Annotated in this window: 25 protein-coding genes; 24 read left to right on the plus strand and 1 reads right to left on the minus strand. The window is 58.6% G+C overall.

Features of this window, described 5'->3' with window-relative positions; genetic code table 11:
• Positions 1–15 precede the first annotated feature (15 nt).
• Positions 16–804 (minus strand): hypothetical protein, encoded by a 789-nt coding sequence (locus AC1DUY_RS21480; RefSeq protein WP_478116889.1) that lies wholly within the window; start codon positions 802–804, stop codon positions 16–18.
• Positions 805–861: 57 nt separating this feature from the next.
• Between AC1DUY_RS21480 and AC1DUY_RS21485 the strand changes: the two genes are divergently transcribed.
• From AC1DUY_RS21485 to AC1DUY_RS21600, 24 genes are all read left to right on the plus strand, one after another.
• Positions 862–1,353 carry a helix-turn-helix domain-containing protein gene (locus tag AC1DUY_RS21485; protein ID WP_478116891.1) on the plus strand — a complete coding sequence of 164 codons (492 nt, stop codon included), beginning with the start codon at positions 862–864 and terminating at the stop codon, positions 1,351–1,353.
• A gap of 4 nt (positions 1,354–1,357) precedes the next feature.
• On the plus strand, positions 1,358–2,575 hold the full coding sequence (locus tag AC1DUY_RS21490) for a hypothetical protein (protein ID WP_478116893.1): 1,218 nt from the start codon (positions 1,358–1,360) through the stop codon (positions 2,573–2,575).
• A 1-nt stretch (position 2,576) separates the two neighbouring features.
• Complete coding sequence (locus AC1DUY_RS21495) at positions 2,577–3,917, plus strand: phage portal protein (RefSeq protein ID WP_478116895.1); 1,341 nt, start codon at positions 2,577–2,579, stop codon at positions 3,915–3,917.
• The gene (locus AC1DUY_RS21500; protein WP_478116897.1) at positions 3,914–4,672 is read left to right on the plus strand and encodes a phage minor head protein; all 759 of its coding nucleotides are present in this window, start codon (positions 3,914–3,916) and stop codon (positions 4,670–4,672) included. The genes AC1DUY_RS21495 and AC1DUY_RS21500 overlap by 4 nt, the downstream gene beginning before the upstream one ends.
• Before the next feature lie 55 nt (positions 4,673–4,727).
• Positions 4,728–5,393, plus strand: coding sequence for an HK97 family phage prohead protease (locus tag AC1DUY_RS21505; RefSeq protein WP_478116899.1), 666 nt, complete (start codon positions 4,728–4,730; stop codon positions 5,391–5,393).
• Positions 5,380–6,615 carry a phage major capsid protein gene (locus AC1DUY_RS21510; RefSeq protein WP_478116901.1) on the plus strand — a complete coding sequence of 412 codons (1,236 nt, stop codon included), beginning with the start codon at positions 5,380–5,382 and terminating at the stop codon, positions 6,613–6,615. Before AC1DUY_RS21505 ends, AC1DUY_RS21510 begins: the two co-directional genes overlap by 14 nt.
• Positions 6,616–6,639: 24 nt before the next feature.
• Positions 6,640–7,047 carry a hypothetical protein gene (locus AC1DUY_RS21515; RefSeq protein WP_478116903.1) on the plus strand — a complete coding sequence of 136 codons (408 nt, stop codon included), beginning with the start codon at positions 6,640–6,642 and terminating at the stop codon, positions 7,045–7,047.
• Positions 7,048–7,090: 43 nt separating this feature from the next.
• Complete coding sequence (locus tag AC1DUY_RS21520; RefSeq protein WP_478116905.1) at positions 7,091–7,336, plus strand: hypothetical protein; 246 nt, start codon at positions 7,091–7,093, stop codon at positions 7,334–7,336.
• The gene (locus AC1DUY_RS21525) at positions 7,336–7,950 is read left to right on the plus strand and encodes a head-tail connector protein (RefSeq protein WP_478116907.1); all 615 of its coding nucleotides are present in this window, start codon (positions 7,336–7,338) and stop codon (positions 7,948–7,950) included. The genes AC1DUY_RS21520 and AC1DUY_RS21525 overlap by 1 nt, the downstream gene beginning before the upstream one ends.
• Positions 7,944–8,321, plus strand: coding sequence for a phage head closure protein (locus AC1DUY_RS21530; protein ID WP_478116909.1), 378 nt, complete (start codon positions 7,944–7,946; stop codon positions 8,319–8,321). Before AC1DUY_RS21525 ends, AC1DUY_RS21530 begins: the two co-directional genes overlap by 7 nt.
• Positions 8,321–8,761: an HK97-gp10 family putative phage morphogenesis protein gene (locus AC1DUY_RS21535; RefSeq protein ID WP_478116911.1), complete on the plus strand. Its 441-nt coding sequence runs from the start codon at positions 8,321–8,323 to the stop codon at positions 8,759–8,761. Before AC1DUY_RS21530 ends, AC1DUY_RS21535 begins: the two co-directional genes overlap by 1 nt.
• Entirely contained in the window at positions 8,754–9,155 is a 402-nt protein-coding gene (locus AC1DUY_RS21540; RefSeq protein ID WP_478116913.1) for a DUF3168 domain-containing protein, read from the plus strand. Before AC1DUY_RS21535 ends, AC1DUY_RS21540 begins: the two co-directional genes overlap by 8 nt.
• A gap of 55 nt (positions 9,156–9,210) precedes the next feature.
• A complete protein-coding gene (locus AC1DUY_RS21545) occupies positions 9,211–9,618 on the plus strand; it encodes a phage major tail protein, TP901-1 family (RefSeq protein WP_478116915.1) in 408 nt (135 codons plus the stop codon).
• Between the two features lie 11 nt (positions 9,619–9,629).
• On the plus strand, positions 9,630–10,046 hold the full coding sequence (locus AC1DUY_RS21550) for a hypothetical protein (protein WP_478116917.1): 417 nt from the start codon (positions 9,630–9,632) through the stop codon (positions 10,044–10,046).
• On the plus strand, positions 10,046–10,396 hold the full coding sequence (locus AC1DUY_RS21555; protein ID WP_478116919.1) for a GTA-gp10 family protein: 351 nt from the start codon (positions 10,046–10,048) through the stop codon (positions 10,394–10,396). Before AC1DUY_RS21550 ends, AC1DUY_RS21555 begins: the two co-directional genes overlap by 1 nt.
• 5 nt (positions 10,397–10,401) lie before the next feature.
• Positions 10,402–10,620 (plus strand): phage tail assembly chaperone, encoded by a 219-nt coding sequence (locus AC1DUY_RS21560; RefSeq protein ID WP_478117259.1) that lies wholly within the window; start codon positions 10,402–10,404, stop codon positions 10,618–10,620.
• Positions 10,621–10,811: 191 nt separating this feature from the next.
• On the plus strand, positions 10,812–12,590 hold the full coding sequence (locus AC1DUY_RS21565; RefSeq protein WP_478116921.1) for a tape measure protein: 1,779 nt from the start codon (positions 10,812–10,814) through the stop codon (positions 12,588–12,590).
• The gene (locus tag AC1DUY_RS21570; protein WP_478116923.1) at positions 12,590–13,351 is read left to right on the plus strand and encodes a hypothetical protein; all 762 of its coding nucleotides are present in this window, start codon (positions 12,590–12,592) and stop codon (positions 13,349–13,351) included. Before AC1DUY_RS21565 ends, AC1DUY_RS21570 begins: the two co-directional genes overlap by 1 nt.
• Entirely contained in the window at positions 13,348–14,991 is a 1,644-nt protein-coding gene (locus AC1DUY_RS21575; protein ID WP_478116925.1) for a hypothetical protein, read from the plus strand. Before AC1DUY_RS21570 ends, AC1DUY_RS21575 begins: the two co-directional genes overlap by 4 nt.
• A gap of 58 nt (positions 14,992–15,049) precedes the next feature.
• Complete coding sequence (locus AC1DUY_RS21580) at positions 15,050–15,409, plus strand: hypothetical protein (protein WP_478116927.1); 360 nt, start codon at positions 15,050–15,052, stop codon at positions 15,407–15,409.
• 167 nt (positions 15,410–15,576) lie between these two features.
• Positions 15,577–16,770: a phage head spike fiber domain-containing protein gene (locus AC1DUY_RS21585; RefSeq protein WP_478116929.1), complete on the plus strand. Its 1,194-nt coding sequence runs from the start codon at positions 15,577–15,579 to the stop codon at positions 16,768–16,770.
• A complete protein-coding gene (locus AC1DUY_RS21590; protein ID WP_478116931.1) occupies positions 16,767–17,009 on the plus strand; it encodes a hypothetical protein in 243 nt (80 codons plus the stop codon). The genes AC1DUY_RS21585 and AC1DUY_RS21590 overlap by 4 nt, the downstream gene beginning before the upstream one ends.
• A complete protein-coding gene (locus AC1DUY_RS21595; RefSeq protein ID WP_478116933.1) occupies positions 17,009–17,263 on the plus strand; it encodes a hypothetical protein in 255 nt (84 codons plus the stop codon). The genes AC1DUY_RS21590 and AC1DUY_RS21595 overlap by 1 nt, the downstream gene beginning before the upstream one ends.
• Positions 17,260–17,613, plus strand: a complete 354-nt coding sequence (locus AC1DUY_RS21600; RefSeq protein ID WP_478116935.1) for a D-Ala-D-Ala carboxypeptidase family metallohydrolase — start codon at positions 17,260–17,262, stop codon at positions 17,611–17,613. The genes AC1DUY_RS21595 and AC1DUY_RS21600 overlap by 4 nt, the downstream gene beginning before the upstream one ends.
• The last annotated feature ends 103 nt before the right edge of the window (positions 17,614–17,716 follow it).

A 17,716-nucleotide genomic window follows, 5' to 3' on the forward strand; every position in this document is an offset into this window, starting at 1 on the left:
GGTCCCTTTGTCCCTTTAAAGCGGTTCTATGACTTTCGGCTTGGCAATGGGCTTCGAATTGCGTCCCCCAGAGACAAAGCACACTTCGACGCCTCCGCCTGCCTGACCGAACATTGGCACAACTGCGCCGCATGCGACCCGCACCGGGTCCGGTTCCAGCTTCCATACGAACACTGCGGGAAACAAGCTAGGCAATGCGTTGCGGGCCACAGCGGCAAAGCCCGTCGGGTTCATCCTTAGTTCAGACGATGGATTCGCAAATGTGTCCTTATCATACGACCCGGACACGCGGTTTATCTTCAAGCTCGTTGGCCATGGCTCGTAGCGATAAAAGGTCTCTCGATGACGAGTGACAACGGAGAAGGGTAGATGACCGTAGGCTGGAGGCGGCGTAGTCGTAGTTCTCGGTCGGAGGCCAGGCCGCGTAGGAGGAGCAGGTGGGATCGGCTTTCCTGTCAGGATCATCGCTAGGGCGATGCTGCTACGATCCACATCCAGTGGGTTGAGTTTGGCCGCGCGCAACGGTGAAGGCGGGTTGAGCCATTTATCGTAGAGACTGATTACTGTCAGCCTGCGGGCTTGAGTAGAGATTCCAGGCTGAAGTGCTCCCCAGGTACTGTCCCAAAAATCGCGCAAGTCCGCGTCCAGCTTGTCGTCAAATACCAGAGCGACCTGACATCCCACGACAAGGCACACCTCGCTGTGAGTTTCGTGCTCGATTACTCCTACTTGAACCGCTGCATATATTTCTGGCTCAGCGCCAAAGCGAGATTGCTGTTCCTTGGTCAGGCGGTAGATGGTCATTCTCGCTCCGACTATTCGGCTTGATCAAAGGTTACCTATTGTGAGCATAATTAGGCAGTGAACGTAAAGCCCGCCCGCAAGGCCGGACGTCCGTCCGATTATCTCCCTGAGTTTGCTGACCAGGCCGCGAAGCTCTGCCGCCTTGGTGCCACGGATGCGGAAATTGCGGACTTTTTCGAGAAAGATGAGCGGACCATCAACCGCTGGAAGATTGACCATCCCGAGTTTTGTCAGGCCCTAAAAGACGGCAAGCTTGTTTCCGATATGGACGTGGCCGACCGGCTGCACCAACGCGCTCTCGGCTTTGAGTTCGAAGAGGCCCAAGCCCATAAGCTAAAGACCGTCGAGTACAAGGACGGCAAGCGCCTCAAGGAAACCGAACGGCTTGAAATCATAATGGTGAAGCGGGTGGTCCCGCCGGACACAACCGCCTGCATCTTCTGGCTCAAGAACCGCCGCAAGGTCGAATGGCGTGAACGGCAGGAAGCTCCGCAGAAGGGAGAGGATGACGCCAATGAGGTCATCACCCTGGAGATAAGCGACAAGTAACCGGGTGGCAAAGGTCTATCGCCGCCCGAAGCTCTACCCCAAGCAGACGGCTGCCTTCTTTGAGCCGCTCGATGCTCAGGGCAACCCAGCCCGCTATTCATGGATTGAGGGTAGCACCAAAAGCGGCAAGACCGTTTCCTGTATGGCGTGGCTGGTTGAACAGGCCATGCTCAAGGGGAAGGAGGGCAGGGAGTTTTGGTGGGTCGCACCAGTGTCCGGCACTGCCAAGATTGCCTTCGGTCGCATAAAGCGCGGTCTCAAGGGCAAGAAGATCGTCAACCACACCGATATGACCATCACCATCGGTAACGGTGCCGTCCTTCGCTTCAAATCTGCCGAGAAGCCGGACAACCTTTACGGGGAAGATGTCTGGGCCTGCGTGATGGACGAAGCCTCACGCATGCGGCAGGAGGCTTTCTACGCCGTCCGCTCCAYGCTCACGGCCACTCGTGGGCCGGTTCGCATAATCGGGAACGTCAAAGGCCGCAAGAACTGGTTCTTCCTGGGCTGCCGTAAGGCTGAAGGCGGAGAACCAAACCACAGCTACCACAAGATCACTGCACTCGATGCCGTGAATGCCGGCGTCTTCCCAATGGAGGAGTTGGATGATGCAAAGGCCGCATTGCCAGAGGCAGTCTTCAACGAGCTGTATTTCTGCATCGCCAGCGACGACGGCGGCAATCCATTCGGCTTGAAATATATCCGCTCCAACATTGCAGAGATGTCCAAGAAGCAGACCGTCGCATTTGGCGGCGACTTGGCGAAATCCGTTGACTGGACCGTCTTGCATGGCCTCGATGAAGACGGCTGCACATCAGAACATCACCGGTTCCAGATGCCATGGAAGGCGACCATGGACCGCATCCGTCTTATCTGCGGCTACACCACAGCCCATCTGGACAGCACGGGTGTCGGTGACCCTATCGTGGAACAGCTGCAGGGGGGTAATGAGGAGACCTCCAACTTCCGCGGCTATAAGTTCACCCAGGCCAGCAAGCAAATGCTCATGGAAGGATTAGCAGTTGCCATCCAGCAAAATGAGATTCAGTATCCTGACGGAGTGATCGTGTCCGAGCTGGAGAGCTTTGAGTACGAATACACCCGCACTGGTGTTCGCTACACCGCGCCGGAAGGTCAGCACGACGACTGTGTGATGGCTCTGGCACTGGCCGTGTACGCGAGGAATCACAGGGGCGCCCAACCGCAAGGAATGCTGCTGTAGTTTGAGACTTTGGAATTTCCGCAAGAAGGCCTTACCTGCACCGGGCTCTTCAGCGTTCTTCGTCACCGGGCTGTCCATCTCCGTCACCCGCACCATCAAGACATACGCGACCGAGGGGTATGAGCAGAACCCCATCGTATACGCCTGCATCTCCCGCATTGCCGAGGCATGCTCCAGCGTAAAGCTCGAAGTCCACAAGATGGATGCCGAGGGCAACAAGAAAGTCCAGACCGCTCACAAGCTGTTGGATCTGCTCAAGCGGCCCAATCCCACGCAGACTTGGATTGAGTTTTGCGAAGAGATGGTCGCCTGGCGCAAGATTGCGGGTGAGGTCTTCATCCTGCGCTTGCCGGAGAAAGGACCAGCTGCCGAGCTGTACCTGCTCAATCCCTCCGACATGGACATTGAGAAGGACAGCAACGGCAGTGCCGTGCCTCTGGCTTACATCTATGGCACCGGAGAGAAGCGGCGCCGGTTCCCGGTCAATGTCGTCACCGGGGAAAGCCAGGTGCTGCACGTCAAGACCTTCAACCCGTCCGACCCCTTCCGTGGCCTGCCACCCCTGAAAGCTGCGGCCCGTGCCGTGGATACCCACAATCACGGTGCGCAGTGGAATTCCAACCTTCTGCTCAACGGTGCCCGGCCATCCGGCATCATCGAGTTTGCCGGGACCGTCGCCGATAACGTGCTTTCCCAGCTGCGGGAGTTCTTCAAGAAGGCTTGGACCGGCGTGATGAATGCCGGAAACGTGCCCATGTTGACCGGCGGAGCGAAGTTCACGGCACTGTCCCACACCCCGAAGGATATGGACTTCAAGGAAAGCATGGGTGAGGCGGCAAAGAACACGGCGCTCGTCCTCGGCGTGCCGCTGCCTCTCGTCACCATGGAAGCCTCCACCTTCGCCAACATGGAAAGCGCGGAGGAGCGGCTATGGATAGATACGGTCATGCCGCTGCTGAACATGTTCATGGCGTCGCTGACCAACTTCCTGATGCCGCTGTACGGCACCGGCAGCACGGCGACAGAGGTCTTAGCTTATAATTCCGACAGTGTGCCTGCTCTGGAAGCCCGCAGAGAGCGTTTGTTCAAGCGGATGGGGCAGGCCATCAAAGACACACTGATAACTCCCGATGAAGGCCGGGCAGAGTGCGGGTTTGAAGAGAAGGGCGGTCCTGCAGCTGGTCTGCTCGTATCCGGCACCATGAAGAGCCTGGAGCACATCAACGACAAGCCGCCTGCACCCGTGGCAATCCCGCCCAAGGACATCGGCAAAAGCCTGAAGGCCCTCGGCTACACCGATGAGGAAGTCACCGGCATCCTTGCGGAGCAGTTCGGTGCGTGAGCATCAAAGCCGCCCTTGAGAAGAGCCGCTGGGAAGCCCTGATGGAGTCGGTGGAGGGGCCATACGCCTCCGCCGTCTTCGATGAGAAAAACCGCTACATCGCCGAATCCGCGACAGTCTTCCGCAGCACATCGAGGCTTGAGGACAAACTCTTCGATTATCACCGCGCCGCAATGGCCGAGATTGCCATGCGCTATCAGGGCATCGCCATCCGTATCGCGCTCGTAGAGGCGGTCAAGCAGGTCAAAGCCCTCCAGGCCAAAGCGGATTGGGACAAGCTGTGGCTGTATCTGCTCCGTAAGTGGACGACGGACTACGGATTCCAAGCCGCCAAGGAGACTGCACAGACCACCCGCGACGATATGCAGAAGATCATCGACACTGCGCTGTCGCACGACAACGAGTTCAACCCGGTTGCCGTTGCCACCTCATTGCTGCAGGCCCGCGACCTGTCTGCCCCGCGTGCCGAGACAATAGCTCGCACTGAAACCCACAACGCCATGATGTTCGCCAGCGTGGAGGGTGCCAACAGCGTTGCCCGGGAAGATGGGCTTGTGCTGAACAAAAAGTGGGTGCCGGTGCAGGACGGCCGGTCTCGCGAAGATCACGCCGCGATGGCCTCTCACCCGGCAATACCTATGGGTAGCGATTTCAACGTGGGCGGCACAAAGATGTCTCGGCCTGGAGACCCTAGAGGCGGAGCGAAGAATTGCATTCGGTGTCGCTGCACATTGGTGTTTGAGGTCGTTGAATAATTTCTTGCGCGGTTTTTATGTTTGTGAGTCTAATGCATCAACGAAAGAACTCCGATTGAGCTTGAAGACGAAGCACTTTGAAGTAGCAGCCGAGTTGAAGGCGGTCGGCGACGGTTCTACTGGCGAGTTTGAGGGCTACGGCTCGATTTTCGGTAACATCGACTCCTACCGCGATATTGTTGCGAAAGGCGCTTTCGTTGAGAGCCTCAAATCGAAGAAGCCCGTTCTTCTTTGGCAGCACGACTGGAAGCAGCCTATCGGCATTTACACCGAGGCGCGTGAGGACGAGCGCGGGCTTTACGTCAAGGGCAAGCTTGCGATGGGTGTCCAGCGAGGCAAGGAAGCCCACGAGCTTCTGCTGATGGATGCCATCAAGGGAATGTCTATCGGTTACCGCACCATAGAAGATCAGTTTGATGCGAAGACCGGCATAACCACGCTCAAGAAGCTGGATCTCATGGAAGTGTCCCTTGTGACGTTCCCTGCGAATGACCGTGCCAACGTGACGGGTGTGAAAAGCGCGCCGGACACCATCCGCGAATTTGAAGAGTTTCTGCGAGAGGCAGGAAAATACAGCCGTGAGGAAGCGAAGTTGATCGCCTCCAAAGGCTTCCGTGCAATCGAGATCCACCGAGAGGGTGGTGATGAGGCATTGGCACTGGACGCGCTTACGAGCGCAGTAGAAAAACTAAGGAAAGCCACAATGAGTGGAACCAGATGAAATCAAAAAGCTGACCGGTTCGGTTGAGCAAATCACCAAGAACTTCGATGAACTGAAGAACGCTAACGAGCTTGCCCAGAAGGGCGCAACTGCTGCGAAGGAAGAGGTCAACAAGCTCGCTGAAAAACTTGGTGGCCAGCTCGAAGCCATCCAGCTTAAGCAAGGCCAGATTGAAGCCGCAATGCAACGCCCCGGCGTTGGTGCTGGCGATGACGCAGCCAAAGCCCGCAAGGAAATGGAAAGCAAGGCCCTCAAGGCCTACCTGACCGGCGGTGACCGCGGCTACGCCAACCTGTCTCCGGAAGAGCAGAAAGCTCTTTCCACTGACAGCAACCCGGACGGCGGTTACTTCGTAGGCACCGAGAACGCAGGCATCATCAACGGTCGCATCTTTGAGACCTCTCCGATGCGCCGGATTGCGAACGTTCGCGCCAGCTCCATGAAGAGCATCACGTTCGACCTGGACGATGATGAAGCTGATGCGACTTGGGAAGGTGAAGGCACCTCTAGCGGTTCCAACGTCACCCCCGGCACCGGCCAGATCGAAATCGCCGCCAAAAAGATCACTGCCGAGCCTTCCATCACTGAGGAAGACTTGATGGACAGTGCGCTTGACGTCGAAGCCTGGCTGAATGGCAAGGTTGCCGAGAAGATGGGTCGCAAGGAAAACACCGCCTTCGTCAACGGCAACGGCGTTATCCAGCCGCGCGGGTTCCTGACCTATGGCAACTGGTCTGTGGCTGGCGCTTACGAGCGCAACAAGCTGGAGCAAATCGCTGGTGGCAGCACCTCTGCCATCACCGAAGCAGCTCTCATCGATCTGCAAGGCTCCCTGAAGGAAGACTACCAGGCTCGTGCCACCTTCGCGATGAACCGTGCAGTGTTGACCCACATCATGAAGAACGCAGGAACGAACAACTACCGCTTCCTGAATCTTCAGCCAGCCGTTGGTCCCTCGGGCCAAGTGTTGGGCGCTGTGATGACGCTGCTGGAGAAGCCGGTCGTGCTGTTCGCCGACATGCCGACCATCAGCTCCAACACGCTGCCGGTTGCCTACGGTGATTTCAGCCGTGCCTACACCATCCTCGACCGTGTTGGCATCTCCGTGCTGCGTGACCCGTTCACCAGCAAGGGGCGCGTCAAGTTCCGTAGCATGAAGCGCACAGGTGGGGCGGTCACCAACTTCGACGCCCTCAAGCTGCTCCGTGCGAGCGTCAGCTAAGATCAACAACAGAAAGTCACGTCTATGCAGTTCGATATGCACAACAACGTGTTGATGGCGATGGCGCGTAACACCGCTGCGATCTCCTCGAATACGACCACCGTGGGGATCATCATCGATACCCTGGGATACGAGTCTCTTGAATTCGTACCGTTCTCCGGCGCCCGCACTGACGGCAGCTATCTGCCGTTGATCGAGGAAAGCGACGATTCCGGCATGTCCGGCGCCAACGCCGTCGATGATGAAGATCTGCTTGGCACAGAGGCGGCTGCGACCATTGCAGCCGCCAACACCGTCAAGCGCATCGGTTATCGCGGCGGTAAGCGCTACGTGCGCCTGTCCTTCGTCAGCACCGGGGTTTCCTCCGGTGCCACGCTCGGCGCGGTCGCCATCCTGGGTAAGGCGATGGTTCGCCCGACGCCCGCAAACTAAAACCGGGCGGCTCCGGCCGCCCACCTAATTGAAAGATACAGCAATGGTTCAAATCAGAATGCTCGGTAACAAGACCGGGTCGCCTGACGGCCACTCCGTCAAGCACTACGAGAAGGGCGAGGAATACGATGTGCCGGAAGGTCTGGCCAAGGTATTCATCGAAGACGACAAGGTTGCAGAGCTGGTAGAGGCCAAGGCCGAGAAGGTCGCCAAGCCTGCGACTGAGAAGGCAGTTCCTGCGGCTCCCAAGAATAAGGCCGAGAAGGTCGCCGAGAACAAGACCGTCTAGTGAACCGTCGTTCTCCCGTCCTCGTCAGCGCACCGGCCTCTGAGCCGGTTACGCTGTCGGAGGCCAAGGCATTCGTAAAACAGGACGGGAATGACGACGACGCCCTCATAACCTCCCTGATTGCGACGGCCCGCCGTGCCTGTGAGGAGTTTACGAAGCGGGCATTCATCACGCAGACCTGGAAACTCGTCCTCGACCGCTTTCCGCTAGATGAAGATGCCGACGAGCTGGAGTTCATGCTTGGCCTGGCTAGCCCGCGCGCCATCCAACTTTCCCGGCAACCAATCCAGTCCATCACCTCGATCAAGACCACGGACACCACGAATTCCCAGACAACTGTTGCACCCGCGACATACTCCCTCGATCAATCGGGTGGCCGCGTTCTGCTCAACGATGGGTACAGCTGGCCCTCAAATCTCCGCGCGGATGCCGCGGTAGAGATCACGACCGTCAACGGCTACGGCGATGCAGCCGCGGTGCCGGAGCCCATCAAGCAGGCCATACTGCAATACGTCGGCACCATGTATTGCAGCCGCCAATGCGGCAGCTTGCCGGACGGCGCCAAGGATCTTCTCGGCCCGTACATGGCCGCCGAGGCCTTCGGCGCATGGTAGCCTGCAAGTGCGGCGATGATTTCGTCTCCAGGGCGAACAACCGCGTCACCATCCAGTCAGCGACCGTAACACCGGACGATGCCGGCGGACGGGATGAGGTGTGGGTAGATTCATCGACCGTGTGGGCGGTCATGGAGCCCATGGGCGGCAAAGAGGTGTTCCTCAGCTCGCAGCTTCAAAGCCGCGTGGATGAACGCATCACCATCCGCTATCAGGCTGCTCTGTCTGACACGACCGTTGCCGCCAAGAGCCGGGTCAAATTCGGCTCCCGCATCATGAACATCCGGTTCGTGAAGAACCTCGCCGATGACATGAAGACGGAAGGAAAGGTCTTCCAGCAGCTCCTCTGCGTAGATGGGGAGCCATCCTGATGGCCGTCCGCAATGCCGACAAGCTCATCAGCCAGCTCAACAAGCTGAAGCTGGAAGCTCGTGCAGGCATCGGCAGGGCTCTCGCCGCATCCGTTGTCGAGATGCATGCGTACGCCGCACAGAAGATCCAGAGCGGCGGACGGAGTGGGCGGGTCTATCGTCGGCGGTCTATCACCCACCAGGCGTCGGCGCCCGGTGAGTTTCCGAAATCCGACAGTGGGCAGCTCGTCGCCTCACTCTATTTCCGGGTGGCGGCGGATAAGCTCTCCGCATTCTTCGGCACCAAGCTCAGTTATGGGCGATACCTCGAATACGGCACCTCCCGCATGCCTGCTCGGCCATGGCTAGCACCGACGTTGAAGGCGAATGCGGAGAATGCTCGCCGCCGCGTAATGGAGGCGGTATCGGAAGCGATACGCAGAGGGCAGGGCCGTGGATAGCGCGCTCCCCGTCGTCCAGGCTGTCATTGTTACGCTGAATGCTGTGCCTGCTATCAACACGCTAGTTGCCGGGCGCATTTACACCGATGTGCCACAGAAGGCGACGTTTCCCTATGTGGCGTTGAGCATCAACAGCGCGCCCTTCGCTGCGAACGACTTCAGCGGACAAGCGCATGGTCTCCGTGTGCAGGCATTCAGCCAGAAGGCGACAACGAAAGAGGTCATGCAGCTTCGCAAGCTCTGCCTCGACGCGCTCGACCGGCAAGAGGCGAGTATCTCGCTCGCCAGCGGCACGCTCGTCAAGTGCGAGTACCTCAGCAGCGACACACCATTTCAGGAAGACGACGGCAAAACATGGCAGGCCGTTGGCGAGCTGGAAGTAATCGTTGTTTGAAGTTGCGCAGATGAAAAATCTGCGAGACGATGAATCATAAAGAAAGTCTCAGATAGTGGCCGCACAAAAAGGACGTAACGTACTTCTCAAGTATAACAGCACTGGTTCTACATATGTCGCCGTAGGTGGCGCGCGTGAAGTAACGCTCACCATCAACAACGAGCCGGTAGACATCACCAACTCCGACGATGCCGGTATCCGCAAGCTGCTCGAAGGCGCCGGTGTAACTTCGGTGAGCATCAAGCTTCAAGGCGTCTACGTCGAAGATGCAGCAATCAGCGCCATTCGCGTCGATGCTCTCACCAACGCTCACCGTAACTACCAGTTCGTGATGCCCGGTACCGTGGCAAAGACCTACCAAGGCAGCTTCATGGTCGCATCTTTCGAGGAAGCCGGTTCTTACAACGGCTCCGCAACCGACAGCCTCACGTTTGAGAGCGCTGGCGCAGTAACCCTCAGCTAGAAAGGCAGTCCATGTTTATCAAGAAGCTCATCCTCTCTACCTCGGCACTCGTCGCCCTGGCTGGCTCCGCAGCCGCACAGGTCGCCAACGTCACACCGACCGACCTCACGCCTGCCGGGTTCAACACCACCCTCAACATGGCGACAGCTCCTAGCCCGTCGTACATCCCGAATGATGGCGAGTCGCTGATCGTCGCACGTACCGCCGCCGCCGCTGTCACCCTGACCATCCGCACCAAGGCGACCACCATGAGCCAAGCAGGTTACGGCTCCGTGACCCTGACCGACCAAGTTGTGGTCATCCCGTCCGGCACGACTTTCGTGATGGGGCCGTTCCCGCCGGGCCGTTGGAACGACACGCAGTTCGGTACGATTAAGGTGGACGCCAGCGCGCCTATCAGCCTGACCACCTTGCGGGTGCCCCAATAATGGATAACCCGCTCCGCAATGAAGTGAAGGTCACGCTGGATGGCAAGGAATACACGATGCGCGCGACCTTCGAGGCTATCTGCGCCATCGAAAGCGATCTGCGCATGAATCTCGTGCCCATCATCGGGAACATCAGTCAGCACAATATCGGTGTTCGCCAGTGTGCCGTTGTCATCTTTCACGGCCTTCGCGGCTATGGGGATAACGGGATGACCCTGAGTGAGGTCGGCGACCTCGTAATGATGGAAGGGGCGGGCGCTGTTGCTAACGCGATTACGGACTTCCTCAACAAAGGTATGGATGGCGTGAAGGTGGGAAAGTCCGTCGAGGTGGAGAAGGCCCCGGTCTAACCACGCTGCCATGGGAGGACATCATGGCGTCCGCCCTTGGTGTGTTGAAGTGGACTCCCGCCGTATTCTGGAAGGCCACCATGTTTGAGTACACCGTCGCCATGAAGGGGCACTTGCTTTCAAAGGGTATCAAGCTCGATGGCCCCGTAGACCGAAGTGAGTTCCTGGAAATGGTGCGCGAAGACGAAGCGCGCGAACGTGAAAAGAGAAAGCGAGGAACCTGAGTTTCGGTCCACCCCTCCTAATTGAAGTCAAGGCGACCGACCAAGGGTTCAGCGCTGCCATCGTCAAAGCGCAGTCACAAATCAAGCGCTTCGAGAGCGAGACTAATTCCAGCCTCGTCTCCATCAACAACTCCCTCGGGCGCCTGCGTGGTCAGATTCTTGGCGTCGCGTCTGTCTGGACGGCCTTCAGCATGGGCAAGGGCGTCGTCGATGCCGGCGTGCAGATGCAGGCTCTTACCTCAAAGATGGGCGCCGCGACCGGGAGCGCACAAATCGCCGCTGCCTCGATGCGGTTTGTCCGCGAAGAGGCTGAACGGCTGGGGCTGGACTTCCGGTCATCCGCGGATGGCTTCGCGAGCTTCGCCGCGTCGGCTCTCCGCTCCGGTCTAACCTTCCAGGAGACAAAGGACATCTTCACGGGCGTAAGCGAGGCGGCGGCGGGGATGCGCCTGTCTGCCGAGCGGACAGCCCTCGTGTTCCAAGCACTCTCACAGATGGCCAGTAAGGGCACCGTGAGCATGGAAGAGCTGAAGCAGCAGCTCGGGGAAAGCCTGCCAGGCGCGTTGCAGGTGTTCGCGAAGGCCATGGGTGTCTCGAACGACCAATTCATCAAGATGATCGAAAACGGGCAGGTGACGACCCGTGACCTCATCAAACTCGGCCAGGGGCTTAAAAACGAGTTCGGGGCTGCCGCTGAGGAGGCCGCAAAGGGCGCTCAGGCCGCTTTCAATCGGTTTGGCAATGCTCTCTTCGACCTGAAGAACAAGATCGCTGAGGGCGGCTTCCTGGACTCCGTGACCGATGGAGTAAAGAAGCTCACCGACCTTCTCAATGATCCGCAGACTCGGGACGGCCTCATAGCGTTCGCAAGCGGCCTCGGGCAAATCGCAACGGCGGCGATGTCGGCGGCGTCAGCGGTGGGTCGCTTCTTCCAAACCTCTGACGACCGTGCTGCCGCGATGTTGGAGCTTGCCAAGGAAGGGAAGTCCGCCACCCCCGACGCCGTGGCCGATAAGGTCAACACCATCCAGCTCCGCCGCGACGCCATCAATGCGCCGTTCAATGCCGCAGCCTATGGCATCACCCCGGCACAACAGGCGGGAAGCCCCAGCTACACCCTCGGTAAGACCAGCAACCCCGGCATCTCTGCAGCCGCCACACGCGCCGCTGAAGCCCGCGAGAGGATGCGCCAACAGTTACAGTCTCAGAGCGCAGGTCTCATCAATGAGACCGACGTCAACAAGGTGGACAGCGCCAAGGCGACGGCGGCGCTGAATAAGCGGTACGAGGAAGAGCAGGCCCTTCTTGAAAAGGCCCTCGCGAAGAAAGCCATCACCGACCAGGAGTTCAAAGAGGAATCCCTCAAGGTCGAGCTGGACTACCAGGCGCGTATGGCGGAGATCCGTCAGCAGTATCGCGACGAGATGCTGTCGGAGGAGCAAGCCGCCGCTGAGGGCTTCCTCGGCATCCGCACCGACCTTCAGGACCGCACGTCGGCGGAACAGGGTTCGAGCTTCCGTCAGGCCATCTCCCAGGCAGCTGAACACAATCGTGCATTCTTCATGCTGGAGAAAGCCGCCGCACTTGCCCGCGCGCTTCTCGCAGCCCGGCAAACTGTCGTCGATGCATACCGCTGGGGTAACACCCTCGGAGGGCCGGTAGGTGGCGCCGTGGCGGCTGGTGTGGCAGCGGCGGCCCAGGCTGTGAACATCGCAGCGATAGCGTCCACCTCCTTCGGGGGCGGAGGCGGCGGTGTGTCATCCAGCGGAGGGGGTGGTGGCGGCGGCATCGGTGACAACGGCTCTTCGTCGGATGGCGGCAATGTGGGGGCCGCGCAGAACAAGAGCATCACAGTCCATCTCACCGGCGCCGACTTGACGCTGCTGAGCAAAAACCAGATTCGGCAACTCTTCGAGCGCCTGAACGATGCCGGGGCCGATGGCAGTCAACTCACGTTTGTGTCTGCGTAATGCCTACCAGCGCCGCCCGCCTCGGATTTGAGAACCTGTTGGAGAACGGGACCGTCGTTGCATCCAGTGAGGCCGCAGGATTCCCGGTCGCGAACGTCTATGACTGGCGCCCAAGCGATTTCTTCAAGCCTGCATCCATCGCCTCCGCCGTTAACATCACCCTGACGCTCTCGGTGGCGGACGGCGCCGACTATTTCGCCTTTTACAACCACAACCTCCACCTCACCGGCGGGACCATCAAGCTGCAATGGTGGAACGGCTCTTCGTGGGTGGACTGCTTCGGCGCCATCACGCCAACCGACAACAGCCCGCGCTTCATCAGCTTCACGGCTCAGTCGTCCACGCAGTGGCGGGTGGTCATCACGGCCACCAGCATCTTCTCCATCGCGTGCATCAGCTTTGGCACGCAGCTCGCCCTTGAGTACGGCATGTACCTCAACTGGACGCCGCCGGTGCTGGCCCGCGATACGAAGGTCATCAACAGCCAGTCGGACTCCGGCAACTTCCTCGGTCGCAGCATTATCTCGACCGGCATCAAGTCCAGCATCATTTTACAGGGCGCAAGCGATGCGTGGGTGCGGGCGAGCTGGATGCCTTTTGTGCGGCACGCCGAGCAGAAGCCCTTTTTCTTCATCCCCAACATCACAGCCTATCCGCTGGAAGCCGTGTTTTGCTGGGTCGAAGGGCAGGTGCCCGTTCCTGCGCACACCAATTATGGCTTCATGGGTGTGACAGTCCCCATCAAGGGGATGATTGAGTGAGCTTCGACACTCTCCGCGTGAAGGTCGGTCGTCGCCCGCTCACCGTCGTCGAGCTGGTGCTGGACTCGTGTGCGAATACTTTCGGAGTGGCCCCATGCACGGCGGTCGGCAGCGGTGATGCGAAGTGCTTCAATACCTTAAGCACCTGTAAGGACACACCCAACTTCAATAAGACGACCAAAACCTACAAGTTATGCTCGGAAAATGCGTTCCTGCCGGTGGGTGAGAATATCTACCCGTGCATCGAGAGCGTGGACATTGCTGCCACACAGCTCAACCCGAAAGGCGTTTCAGTCAATGCCTCGGTGAGTGTGGTGATGAATGATTTCCCCGACCATGATCGGGGGATAGACCCTTATGTGACAGGGCGGACCTATAACCCGATGCAGCGCGGCTCCTTTTTCGGAAAACTTCGCGCTCGCAACGCCTTCATGCGCAACCGGGTTATCAAGGTCTACACCGGCTACATCGACAATGACCGCACCGTTTACACCCAAACGCGCACCTATTTCATCGACCGGATGGAAGGGCCGGATGCGAACGGCAAGGTCAAACTCATCGGGCGTGGCATCATCTCGTTCGTCTCCGATGATAAAATCACGGTCCCTGTCCAAACGACCGCCTCGCTGGCAACGGGAATAACCAATGCGTCCGGCTCCCTCACGCTACAGCCGGCGGGAGTGGGTGCGAAATTCGCTGCAAGCGGTCGCATTCGCATTGATAATGAGGCCATCCAATACAGCTCGAAGGCCGGTGATGTCCTAACCCTGAGTGTGCGCGGAGATAGCTCGGCGGCGGCGGCGCACGCGGCGAACGTCGCGGTTCAACAGGTCTACAGCTACACCRCTGGCACCACGCGGACCATCACAGAGTTGCTATACGACATCCTCACGAACTATGGGCAGGTGGACCCTACATATATTGACCTAACCGACTGGAACGCTGAGGCGACGGCGGCGGGACTGAGCGGCAGCGCCCCAGACCAAGCCAAAGGCTTTGTAGCTGGCCTTATCAGCGAGCCAACGGGGGTGGGCAAGATTGTGAAAGAGCTTTGCCAGTTCTACGGCGTGTTCCTCTGGTGGGATGAAGTCGCTGCAAAGCTCCGGTTTAAAGCGGTTGGACCATACGGCGGGACAGTGCCAGTGCTGGACGAAAGCAGCAACATCCTTCAAAACTCGCTCTCGGTGAAGGATTTAGAAAAAGAGCGACTTACCGGGTTCGCCTACTTTTATGACCAACGCTCGTATGTGTTGAGTTCGGTGCAGCGCTCCGATTGCCAGTTCTACAAGCTCACCGTCGATGCAAACGCGGAATCGGCGACGCAGTATGATGAGTCAGCAACCAGCACCCTCATATCTCGCTTTGGATATGCGACTGTCGCCTACGGCACCTTCAACACCGTGACCGACGTTCATAGCCGGCTACTCGCATGGTTCGGTTTCACTCCGCGTGAGTTCTCCTTCATGCTCGATGCGAAAGACTCTGACAAAAAGACGGGCGACCTCATCGACATCTCCACGCGCCTTGTCCAGGCGGCGGATGGGTCGAAGGCGGCAGTTCGCTGTATCATCACGGAAGCGCAGGAAGTCGAGCCTGGCTCGCAATGGCGCTACAAGGCCCAACAGATCAAGCCCCTCTAAGAAATCGTTGCCAGCGAATCCGTTTGCAGTTCTAATGAGGCAACGAAAGATAACGGATATGAAATTCCGAATTGGTCTCGCAGCACTATCTGCACTCCTGCCGCTTGCAGCTCATGCTGCAGAAGCAGATAAGCAATCCATCTACCAGATCAGCAGCACAGCGCCCCTGACGGTCAGCACGACCGCCAGCGTCCGCAGTCAGGTGTTTCCGAACACCACGGGAGGCGTCCGCATTGCCCCAAAGGTGGATGTTCACTGTAAGGCTGGCGACGCAACGGTGGTAGCAACGATCAGCGACACCATTTTCTTCGCGTTCGCCGCGGAATATATGAAAATCCAACCGACCGATGGCAATTACGTGGCCTGCCTTGCGGACGCCGCTGCCGGATTGGTGTGGGTCGATCCGATCAAGCCATAATGGTACGCGCGGGCTCTCCTGGACGAATGGGGCCTACGGGCTCCAGGCGGCGTCGTTCAACTGTCTGGACTGCCGACTTCATCAACGGCGAGACCTTACCGGCCGGGATAACGTTCAGTCGCACAAGTGGCGCTAACCGTACCAATGCATCGAAGGTGCTGGAATGGATGGGAAGCGATGTCCCGCGCTTCGACTATTATCCAGACACCGGGTTGCCGCGGGGGCTCCTCATCGAAGGGGCCTCGACCAACATTTTCACGAACTCCGCCGAATTCAGCAACTCCAACTGGGTCAAGTCCGGCATCACGGTCACTGATGACAGTAAACTTGCACCCGATGGGACCAACGGCGGGGATACCGTTACAACGACCACATCGAATGCCACAGTCAGCCACCCCTTCTTCAATGCAGGTAACCAGGCCTACGTCGTCACAGGGTGGCTTGCGAGAGCTGCGGGTAGCGCCGCCATTTCGTTCTCGGTCGGAGCAAGCTCTCTCACACCGACCTTGGCGGCAGATCTCAGCAATCGTTACACGGTCGTCGATGCGACGGTGACGGGGACATATACCTGCACAGGTGGCGCCTACACGGTCAACATACCCGGCGTTACAGGCCATGGACTCGCGACCGGCGAATATATGAAGTTTAACCCCACCAGTGGCGCCGGGGTTGGTGTGCAAATGCAAGTTACGGCTTCGGATGCGAACAATCTCACATTCACCAACGGCAGCGCTACCTCATCTGGAAACTGCACCATTTATGCCAGACAGGCCCGTGTGGCCGTGGCGAACAACACCGACGCAGCTTACGTCTGGGGTTTCCAGGCTGACGCGACGACCTTCCCGACATCATACATTCCAGCGCCTGTGAACTCGGTGACCCGTACGCAGGACAACGTATCCATCCCAGACCTTTCCACCATTGGGTATCCCGGAAGAGGCACCGTATATCTCGAAGTAGAGCCGATGTACGGCTCATCCAGCCCGAGCTATTCCGGGCTGTGTGACTTTACTGACGGAACGAATGGCAACCGTTGCGGCGTCTACAAGGGCGCCAACAGCAACGTCCTCAACTTCGAAGTTCTATCCGGGGGGGCGGTCCAGGCATCCATAACAACCGGCAATAGCATCAACTTCGGGGCGGTGAACAAGGTCGCCATCTCCTTCGATACCAACTACTTCGCCATCTGCTTGAACGGTGGAACCCCAGTTACCGACCTGTCCGGCACGGTGCCGACCGTAACAAAGCTCAACCTTTTCAACTCATGGAACGGCAACAATCCTGCGTGGGCTCGGATTCCCAAGTTCTCGTTTGATAGTACGGTGAAGACTCCCGCGCAATTACAAGGAATGACGGCATGACCTGGAGCGAAACCATATTTCTAAAGGCCGTTGACCAGGAAGCGTTTGAACTTGCGATGCCGGCGGAATGGCTCTCATCCCCGTACACGCATGAGCGCTCCCTTGATGTCGTCGGCCATGACGGCGTCCTGACTGGCTACTGCGCAAACCTGAGCCTGCGGGAAGGGCAGGAACTCCCGGCGAGCGTCGCCGCCCTGGTCATTCCCAAGCCTGCCGTGGTGAAGCGGGACTTCGCATAATGACAAAATCCACCTGGCACGTTGATAAAAAGGTGAATGTCGGCTTCTTGGTCGGCATGGCGATGCAAACCTTCGCCTTCATCTGGTGGGCGGCCTCGTACACAGCATCGAACGACGCCATGAATCTTCGCCAGAACGATGACATCCGCGACCTCAAGGTTGCTGCAGCCTCGTTGAGCGACATGAAGGCCGATGTGGCCGTCATCAAGTCCAGCATGGGGGACATCAAACTGAAGCTCGACAAGATCCGATGAAGCACTTCAAGCCATCGGAGTTTGACAGCCCTGACGCGCCGGGAAGCGGCGCCAACATGGACCCGTCATTCCTGGCGAAGCTGGACGATGCCAGAGGCCGTTGTGATTTTCCGTGGAGGGTATCGGCAGGTTTTCGCACTAAGGCGCATAACAAGAAATTGGGAGGCGCCGCGAACAGCTTCCACCTGACCGGGGAGGCCGCAGACATTGCCTGCCGTGATAGCGAGCGCCGCTACCATATAGTGGCTGCGGCAATCCGGGCGGGGATAAAAGGCATCGAAGTCTGCGACGGCCACATCCATCTCGATAACCGGGACAAGCTCACGCTGTGGTCCGACAAGAGCAAATAGTGGACAGTCACGCAGGCTCGTGAGAACTTGCTGATGCCCGCCGCGCAGCTCCTGTTGTAAGCGCTGTTAGACGGGTAGGCCAATTGGGGGTCTTAGCCGCTCA

Source organism: Tardiphaga sp. P4_G1, assembly GCF_056401215.1.

Bases quoted from the DNA above. Each gene is read 5' to 3' on its own strand.
- AC1DUY_RS21480 (WP_478116889.1), bottom strand. From the start codon at position 804: ATGACCATCTACCGCCTGACCAAGGAACAGCAATCTCGCTTTGGCGCT.
- AC1DUY_RS21515 (WP_478116903.1), top strand. From the start codon at position 6,640: ATGCAGTTCGATATGCACAACAACGTGTTGATGGCGATGGCGCGTAAC.
- AC1DUY_RS21520 (WP_478116905.1), top strand. From the start codon at position 7,091: ATGGTTCAAATCAGAATGCTCGGTAACAAGACCGGGTCGCCTGACGGC.
- AC1DUY_RS21530 (WP_478116909.1), top strand. From the start codon at position 7,944: ATGGTAGCCTGCAAGTGCGGCGATGATTTCGTCTCCAGGGCGAACAAC.
- AC1DUY_RS21535 (WP_478116911.1), top strand. From the start codon at position 8,321: ATGGCCGTCCGCAATGCCGACAAGCTCATCAGCCAGCTCAACAAGCTG.
- AC1DUY_RS21550 (WP_478116917.1), top strand. From the start codon at position 9,630: ATGTTTATCAAGAAGCTCATCCTCTCTACCTCGGCACTCGTCGCCCTG.
- AC1DUY_RS21555 (WP_478116919.1), top strand. From the start codon at position 10,046: ATGGATAACCCGCTCCGCAATGAAGTGAAGGTCACGCTGGATGGCAAG.
- AC1DUY_RS21565 (WP_478116921.1), top strand. From the start codon at position 10,812: ATGGGCAAGGGCGTCGTCGATGCCGGCGTGCAGATGCAGGCTCTTACC.
- AC1DUY_RS21570 (WP_478116923.1), top strand. From the start codon at position 12,590: ATGCCTACCAGCGCCGCCCGCCTCGGATTTGAGAACCTGTTGGAGAAC.
- AC1DUY_RS21580 (WP_478116927.1), top strand. From the start codon at position 15,050: ATGAAATTCCGAATTGGTCTCGCAGCACTATCTGCACTCCTGCCGCTT.
- AC1DUY_RS21585 (WP_478116929.1), top strand. From the start codon at position 15,577: ATGGGAAGCGATGTCCCGCGCTTCGACTATTATCCAGACACCGGGTTG.
- AC1DUY_RS21590 (WP_478116931.1), top strand. From the start codon at position 16,767: ATGACCTGGAGCGAAACCATATTTCTAAAGGCCGTTGACCAGGAAGCG.
- AC1DUY_RS21595 (WP_478116933.1), top strand. From the start codon at position 17,009: ATGACAAAATCCACCTGGCACGTTGATAAAAAGGTGAATGTCGGCTTC.
- AC1DUY_RS21600 (WP_478116935.1), top strand. From the start codon at position 17,260: ATGAAGCACTTCAAGCCATCGGAGTTTGACAGCCCTGACGCGCCGGGA.